Raw genomic sequence first — 6,328 nt, 5'->3', positions numbered from 1 at the left:
CAGGGAGGGGAGGATGTCAATCCCGAACCTGCCCCCGAAACCGGCGGACGACTGCGGGGTGTGCAGCGCCCTGGTCGCGCAGCGGCGGGAGGCCTGGGGCAGGGGTGATCTGTCGGCGGTGACGGATGCGGATGTGGAGCTCCGCAACCACCCTCATCGGTCGAGGCGGTCGCGATGACGCGCGCGGTGCTGCGGTACGTGAAGCACCGGATCACGCAGCATCCGGGGACGGACGTGACCTTCGAGGCCGACTGCCTCCGCTGCGACTGGCAGGCGCCGGCGTCGGAGGACGGGGCTGCGGTCGACATCGAGTGCATGAGCCACACGGGCCGCACGGGGCACCAGGGCTTCCGCCGCCGGTGTACATCCTTCGCCTAGGTCGAGCGTACCCAATGACCCACAGTCGCAAGCTGCGGCCGTCTCAGGCGTGCTCGCCAAGGTGGCGGTACAGGGTGGCCCGGGAGATTCCGAGGGCCTTGGCGATGGCGCTGGTGCTCTCGCCCTTGGCCTTCCTCGCGCGGGCCACAGTGAGTACGTCCTCGTTCACGACGGTCGGGCGCCCACCGGTACGCCCCTGCGCCCTGGCAGCGTCGAGTCCGGCGCGGGTGCGCTCCTTGATCAGGCTGCGCTCAAACTCTGCCATGGCTCCGACCACTTGCAGCATGAGACGGGCCGTCCCCAGTAACAAGGGTCGCACCGAGGAGATCATCGGCACCTGGTTCGCGCAGGGCGGCGGCCGCCGCGAGAAGACGGTCCTCGCCACCAAGGTCTACGGCAACATGGCCGCCGAGGGCGAGGCCTGGCCCAACTACGATCGCCTGTCGGCGCTGAACATCCGGCGGGCCGTCGACGCCAGCCTGAGGCGCCTGAGGACCGACCACATCGACGTCTACCAGTTCCACCACGTGGACCGGCTGACCCCCTTCGAGGAGATCTGGCAGGCCATCGAGGTCCTGATCCAGCAGGGCAAGATCCTCTACGCCGGCTCCTCCAACTTCCCCGGCTGGAAGATCGCCCAGGCCAACGAGGCGGCGGCGCGCGGCGGCCGGCTCGGGCTGGTCAGCGAGCAGTGCCTGTACAACCTCGCCGAGCGGCGCGCGGAGATGGAGGTCATCCCAGCCGCCGAGGCGTACGGGCTCGGGGTCATCCCGTGGTCCCCGCTGCACGGGGGCCTGCTGGGCGGAGCGATCCGCAAGGCCGCCGAGTCCGGGCGCACGGCCTCGGGCCGGTCGGCGGACGCCCTGGCGAACAGCACGGTACGGGCGCAGGTGCAGGCGTACGAGGACCTGCTGGACAAGCACGGCCTGGAGCCGGGCGAAGCGGCGCTGGCCTGGCTGCTGACCCGTCCCGGGGTCACGGGGCCGATCGTGGGCCCGCGTACGCCGGAGCAGCTCGCGTCCGCGCTGCGGGCGGTGGAGCTGGAGCTCTCGGACGAGGTCCTGGCGGGCCTGGACGAGATCTTCCCGGGCCCGGGCGCATCGCCGGAGGCGTTCGCCTGGTAGTGCCGGTCGGGCGGGCTGCCGCTACTCGCTGCCGCTACTTGCTGCGGCTACTGCCCGACGGCGGCGGCCACCGCCACGACGACGAACATCAGCACGAGCACACCGGCCATGACACGGTTTCTGGTCTTGGGATCCACCCGTCGAGCCTAACGCGGCCGGGCCCGCCCCTCGCACAGAGGGCCGGGCCCGTGCGCTCACCGTGCGAGCGGCCAGGCCGCGAGGACCTCGTACCGGGGCTGCTCACCGGGAATGCCACTGGTGGGCAGGTTGCTGCGGACCAGGCTGAGTTCGGTGACCTCCCACGCGGTGCCCTCGAAGGAGCCGAGCCCCTCCAGGTACGGGCGCAGGTCGACGGCGTGGTTGCTGCGGGCCATCGTGAGGTGGGGGGTGTACCGGTGGTGCTGGCCCATGGGCACCCCGGCCCGGCGGGCGGCGGCATCGGCGCGCTCGGCGAGCATGCGGAGCCCGTCGAGGTCCCCGGCGGCCCCGACCCAGAGGGCACGGTCGCCGAAGTGGCCGGCGCCGTGCAGGCGGAGGGAGAGGGGCGCGGTGTGCTTGGCGGCCCGCTCCAGGCGGACATGCAGCTCGGGAAGCAGCCGCTCCTCGACCTCGCCCATGAAGGCGAGGGTGAAGTGCCAGCCCGCCTCCGCGGTCCACCGCATCCGGTCCCCCGCGGGCAGCGCCCGCACGGCCTCCCGCAACTCGGCCACGGCCGGTGCGGGCGGCAGCACAGCGGCGAAAAGTCTCATACTCCGACCCTAACGGCCCCACCCGACCCCGCGCCGCGCCTCAATCGCCGGCGGGGCCGAAATGTGCCGCAGCGCGGCACGGCCGGCTGACCGGGGCCATCCAGCCCCGCCGGCGCGTGAGGCGCGGGCCCGGGCAGGGCCCGCAGGGGGGCCGGGCCCAGAGCCGGCCCGCCTCCGGCGGCTGCCGGGCCCAGAGCCGGCCCGCCTCCGGCGGCTGCCGGGCCCAGAGCCGGCCCGCCCCCGGAGGGGTCAGGCGGCCGGGACCAGGTCGCGGGTGGTGCGGGGGACCAGGGTGAGGCCGTTGTGGCGGTCGACGCTGAGGCGGAGGTTGCCCACGCGGGACAGGACGACCGCGATCGCCAGGGCCGCGGTCAGGGAGATCAGGCCGCCCGCGGCCATGCCGACGCGCGCGCCGTACGTGTCCGTGACCCAGCCCACCAGCGGGGCCCCCACCGGGGTGCCCCCGGTGAACACCATCATGAACAGGGCCATGACCCGGCCCCGCATCTCGGGGTCCGTGGCCATCTGCACACTGGAGTTGGCCGTCACGTTGACCGTCAGCCCGAACATTCCGATGGGGACGAGGAGCGCGGCGAAGAGCCAGAAGCCCGGGGCGAACGCCGTCACGGTGACCAGCCCGCCGAACAGGACCGCCGCCGCCACCAGGAGACGCAGGCGGGAGTGGCCGCGCCGGGCCGCCAGCAGTGCGCCCGCCAAGGAGCCTGCCGCGATCAGGGTGTTGAAGAGGCCGTACGTGCCCGCGTCCCCGTGGAACACGTCGCTCACGAACGCCGACAGCCAGATCGGGAAGTTGAACCCGAAGGTCCCGATGAAGCCGACCAGCGCGATCGGCCAGATCAGCTCCGGCCGCCCGGCCACGTAGCGCAGGCCCTCGCGCAGCTGGCCCTTCGCGCGCGGCTGCGGCTCCACCCGGTGGAGTTCGTGCGCCCGCATCATCAGCAGGCCGGCGATGGGGGCCGCGAAGGACAGGCCGTTCAGCAGGAAGGCCCAGCCGGAGCCGACGGCGGTGATCAGCACGCCGGCCAGCGCCGGGCCGACCAGCCGCGCGGACTGGAAGTTGGCCGAGTTCAGGCTCACCGCGTTGGCCACCTGCGCCGGGCCGACCATCTCCGAGACGAACGTCTGCCGGGCCGGGTTGTCCACGACGGTGACGAGGCCGAGCAGGAAGGCGGCGAGGTAGACGTGCCAGACCTGGACGTGTCCCGCCAGGGTGAGCGCGGCGAGCGCGATACCGGTCAGGCCCATCGCGCCCTGGGTGGCGATCAGCAGCGGCCGCTTGGGGAGCCGGTCGGCGAGTACGCCTCCGTAGAGGCCGAACACCAGCATCGGCAGGAACTGCAGGGCGATCGTGATGCCGACCGCGGAGGCGGAACCGGTCAGGGACAGGACCAGCCAGTCCTGGGCGATGCGCTGCATCCAGGTGCCGGTGTTCGAGACGACCTGTCCCGTGGCGAAGAGCCGGTAGTTCCGGATCTTCAGCGAGCTGAACATCGAGTTCTTGCCCGCGGAGGGTGTACGTGTAGAAGTGGATGTGTGGCCGGGTGCGGAGTCTGCTCCGTTTCCCGTACTCAAAAGCGTTCGCCTCCTGGCGTCGGTCCTACAGGTGCGCGAGCTTCTCCAGGACGGGCGCGGCCTCGCGCAGCTTGGCCCATTCGTCCTCGGTGAGCTCGCCCGCGAGCCCGGCCAGGAAGGCGTTGCGCTTGCGGCGGCTCTCTTCGAGCATCGCCTCGGCCTCCTCGGTCTGGCGGACCACCTTCTGGCGGCGGTCGTCGGGGTGCGGCTCCAGCGTGACCAGTCCCTTGGCTTCGAGCAGCGCGACGATGCGTGTCATCGACGGCGGCTGGACGTGCTCGCGCCTGGCCAGCTCACCGGGGGTGGCCTGGCCGCAGCGGGCAAGGGTGCCGAGCACCGACATCTCGGTAGGGCTCAGCGATTCGTCGACGCGCTGGTGTTTCAGGCGCCGGCCCAGCCGCATGACGGCGGAGCGGAGATCGTTCACGGCGGCAGCGTCGTCGCCATGGGAAAGGTCACGCATGTTCTTTAGAATAACTCATTACCCTCGCTAAGGAAAACGGAAAGCGGCGGCCACGGGGGAGACGCTCGTCACTCGTACGGGTGAGCCGGTTCCGGAAAGTGACACGCGGGCACGCCCTGTGCCCCGACTCTTTCGGCATGGGGACTCATGTGCTGAGCATGCGCATAGACGGGGAGCTGCTGGACCGGCTCCGGCACCATGCCGCAAAACGCGGAATGAGCGTCCAGGACTATGTCGTCCGGACGCTCATTCGCGATGACTTCGACGAGCGGTTCAAGTCCGCCGTCGACGAGACGGAGAAGTTCTACGGGCTGACGTAGGGCTGCTGTGAGGCTTGCCGTGGGGCTCCCGTAGCCCCGCAGTCCCGTAGCCCCGTAGCCCTGCGCGGTCCTACGTGAGGCCGAGCGCCGGCATCACGTAGTAGAAGAGGAACACCGCCGACACGACGTACATGGCGACCGGGACCTCGCGGCCCCGGCCCGTCGCCAGGCGCAGCGCGCAGAAGCTCACGAAGCCGATGCCGATGCCGTTGGTGATCGAGTAGGTGAAGGGCATCATCACCATGGCCAGGAAGGCCGGGACGGCGATGGTGAAGTCGCTCCAGTCGATGTCCTTGACCGAGCCGGCCAGGATCAGGAAGCCGACCGCCACCAGGGCGGGGGTGGCCGCCTGCGACGGGACCATGGTGGCGAGCGGGGTGAGGAACAGCGCCACGGCGAACAGGCCGCCCGTGACCACGTTCGCCAGACCCGTGCGCGCGCCTTCGCCGACGCCCGCCGTGGACTCCACGAAGCAGGTCGTGGCCGAGGACGAGGTCGCCCCGCCCGAGGCGACGGCCAGGCCGTCCACGAGCAGGACCTTGTTGATGCCGGGGAAGCTGCCGTCCTTGTCGATCAGCTTGGCCTCGTCACCGACGCCGAGGATGGTGCCCATCGCGTCGAAGAAGCAGGACAGCAGCACGGTGAAGACGAAGAGGAGCCCCGTCAGCAGCCCGACCTTCCCGAAGCCGCCGAACAGGCTGACCTGGCCGACGAGCCCGAAGTCGGGTGCGGACACCGGGTTGCCCGGCCACTCCGGGACGGTCAGGCCCCAGCCCGTGCCGGGCAGCTGGGCGATCAGCTGGACGGCGACCGCGACGACGGTCATGACCACGATGGAGATCAGGATCGCGCCCGGCGTCTTGCGGATCAGCAGTGCCAGGGTCAGCAGGACGCCGACGACGAAGATCAGCACGGGCCAGCCGTGCAGGTGGCCGTCGCTGCCGAGCTGGAGCGGGACCGTGGTGTGCGCGGCGTCCGGGATGCGGGTGACGAAGCCCGAGTCGACCAGGCCGATCAGCATGATGAACAGGCCGATGCCGATCGCGATGCCCTTGCGCAGGCCCAGCGGCACGGCGTTCATGACCCGCTCGCGCAGGCCGGTGGCGACCAGCAGCATCACCACGAAGCCGGCCAGGACGACCATGCCCATGGCGTCGGGCCAGCTCATCCGCGGGGCGAGCTGGAGCGCGACCACCGTGTTGACGCCGAGGCCGGCCGCGAGCGCGATCGGGACGTTGCCGATGACGCCCATGAGGAGCGTGGAGAACGCCGCCGTCAGGACGGTGGCGGTGACGAGCTGGCCGCCGTCGAGCTGGTGCCCGTACATGTCCTTCGCGCTGCCCAGGATGATCGGGTTCAGCACGATGATGTAGGCCATCGCGAAGAAGGTGGCGAAGCCGCCGCGGACCTCGCGGGCGATGGTGGAGCCGCGCTCGGAGATCTTGAAGTGGCGGTCGAGGCCGGAGGTCCCCTGAGGGGTGGGGGCGGGAGCCGGGGTGGTGTCCGCGGGGGCGGGGGCCGACGTACTCATACGGTCCTCAACGTCCTCATTGGGTGATACATACGAAGAAAATGGGCCACGCCCAAACCGTTTCAGTATGAACACATGAACGAAAGCCCGTCCATCTCCGCGCGTAGACCCCGTTTCGGCCCACCTAGTGCCGTGGCCGGAAAAGGTTTACCGGGTCGCGACGCCCAGTA

7 protein-coding genes and 1 pseudogene are annotated in these 6,328 nt (G+C 70.9%); 3 read left to right on the top strand and 5 right to left on the bottom strand.

Annotated features, from left to right (window positions below; translation table 11 throughout):
• Nucleotides 1–174 precede the first annotated feature (174 nt).
• Nucleotides 175–378 carry a hypothetical protein gene (locus tag J7I97_RS24280; RefSeq protein ID WP_214938402.1) on the top strand — a complete coding sequence of 68 codons (204 nt, stop codon included), beginning with the start codon at nucleotides 175–177 and terminating at the stop codon, nucleotides 376–378.
• Between the two features lie 43 nt (nucleotides 379–421).
• Here J7I97_RS24280 and J7I97_RS24275 read toward each other — a convergent pair.
• Nucleotides 422–670: pseudogene (locus J7I97_RS24275) on the bottom strand (recombinase family protein); the annotation flags it as partial.
• Between J7I97_RS24275 and J7I97_RS24270 the strand changes: the two are divergent.
• Complete coding sequence (locus J7I97_RS24270) at nucleotides 663–1,502, top strand: aldo/keto reductase (RefSeq protein ID WP_214938400.1); 840 nt, start codon at nucleotides 663–665, stop codon at nucleotides 1,500–1,502. The pseudogene J7I97_RS24275 and the gene J7I97_RS24270 overlap by 8 nt on opposite strands.
• A gap of 194 nt (nucleotides 1,503–1,696) precedes the next feature.
• Here J7I97_RS24270 and thpR read toward each other — a convergent pair whose 3' ends face one another.
• From thpR to J7I97_RS24255, 3 genes are all read right to left on the bottom strand, one after another.
• A complete protein-coding gene (thpR, locus tag J7I97_RS24265; protein ID WP_214938398.1) occupies nucleotides 1,697–2,251 on the bottom strand; it encodes an RNA 2',3'-cyclic phosphodiesterase in 555 nt (184 codons plus the stop codon).
• A gap of 249 nt (nucleotides 2,252–2,500) precedes the next feature.
• Nucleotides 2,501–3,844, bottom strand: a complete 1,344-nt coding sequence (locus tag J7I97_RS24260) for an MFS transporter (RefSeq protein ID WP_285441048.1) — start codon at nucleotides 3,842–3,844, stop codon at nucleotides 2,501–2,503.
• 25 nt (nucleotides 3,845–3,869) lie between these two features.
• Nucleotides 3,870–4,307 (bottom strand): MarR family winged helix-turn-helix transcriptional regulator, encoded by a 438-nt coding sequence (locus tag J7I97_RS24255; RefSeq protein WP_214938394.1) that lies wholly within the window; start codon nucleotides 4,305–4,307, stop codon nucleotides 3,870–3,872.
• A gap of 137 nt (nucleotides 4,308–4,444) precedes the next feature.
• On the opposite strand from J7I97_RS24255, the gene J7I97_RS24250 reads away from it, so the two are divergent.
• Nucleotides 4,445–4,627 carry a BrnA antitoxin family protein gene (locus J7I97_RS24250; RefSeq protein ID WP_214938392.1) on the top strand — a complete coding sequence of 61 codons (183 nt, stop codon included), beginning with the start codon at nucleotides 4,445–4,447 and terminating at the stop codon, nucleotides 4,625–4,627.
• A 70-nt stretch (nucleotides 4,628–4,697) separates the two neighbouring features.
• On the opposite strand, the gene J7I97_RS24245 is transcribed toward J7I97_RS24250, so the two are convergent.
• Complete coding sequence (locus J7I97_RS24245) at nucleotides 4,698–6,158, bottom strand: NCS2 family permease (RefSeq protein WP_214938390.1); 1,461 nt, start codon at nucleotides 6,156–6,158, stop codon at nucleotides 4,698–4,700.
• Nucleotides 6,159–6,328: the final 170 nt, after the last annotated feature.

Origin of the sequence: Streptomyces sp. ISL-87 (assembly GCF_018614095.1) — a bacterium.
Classification (GTDB): Bacteria; Actinomycetota; Actinomycetes; order Streptomycetales; family Streptomycetaceae; genus Streptomyces.
This window is presented reverse-complemented; position numbering and strand designations above follow the sequence as displayed.

What these genes read in the sequence shown, in the direction of transcription:
- J7I97_RS24280 (WP_214938402.1), top strand. Translation starts at nt 175, where the DNA reads ATGACGCGCGCGGTGCTGCGGTACGTGAAGCACCGGATCACGCAGCAT.
- J7I97_RS24270 (WP_214938400.1), top strand. Translation starts at nt 663, where the DNA reads ATGAGACGGGCCGTCCCCAGTAACAAGGGTCGCACCGAGGAGATCATC.
- thpR (WP_214938398.1), bottom strand. Translation starts at nt 2,251, where the DNA reads ATGAGACTTTTCGCCGCTGTGCTGCCGCCCGCACCGGCCGTGGCCGAG.
- J7I97_RS24255 (WP_214938394.1), bottom strand. Translation starts at nt 4,307, where the DNA reads ATGCGTGACCTTTCCCATGGCGACGACGCTGCCGCCGTGAACGATCTC.
- J7I97_RS24250 (WP_214938392.1), top strand. Translation starts at nt 4,445, where the DNA reads ATGGGGACTCATGTGCTGAGCATGCGCATAGACGGGGAGCTGCTGGAC.
- J7I97_RS24245 (WP_214938390.1), bottom strand. Translation starts at nt 6,158, where the DNA reads ATGAGTACGTCGGCCCCCGCCCCCGCGGACACCACCCCGGCTCCCGCC.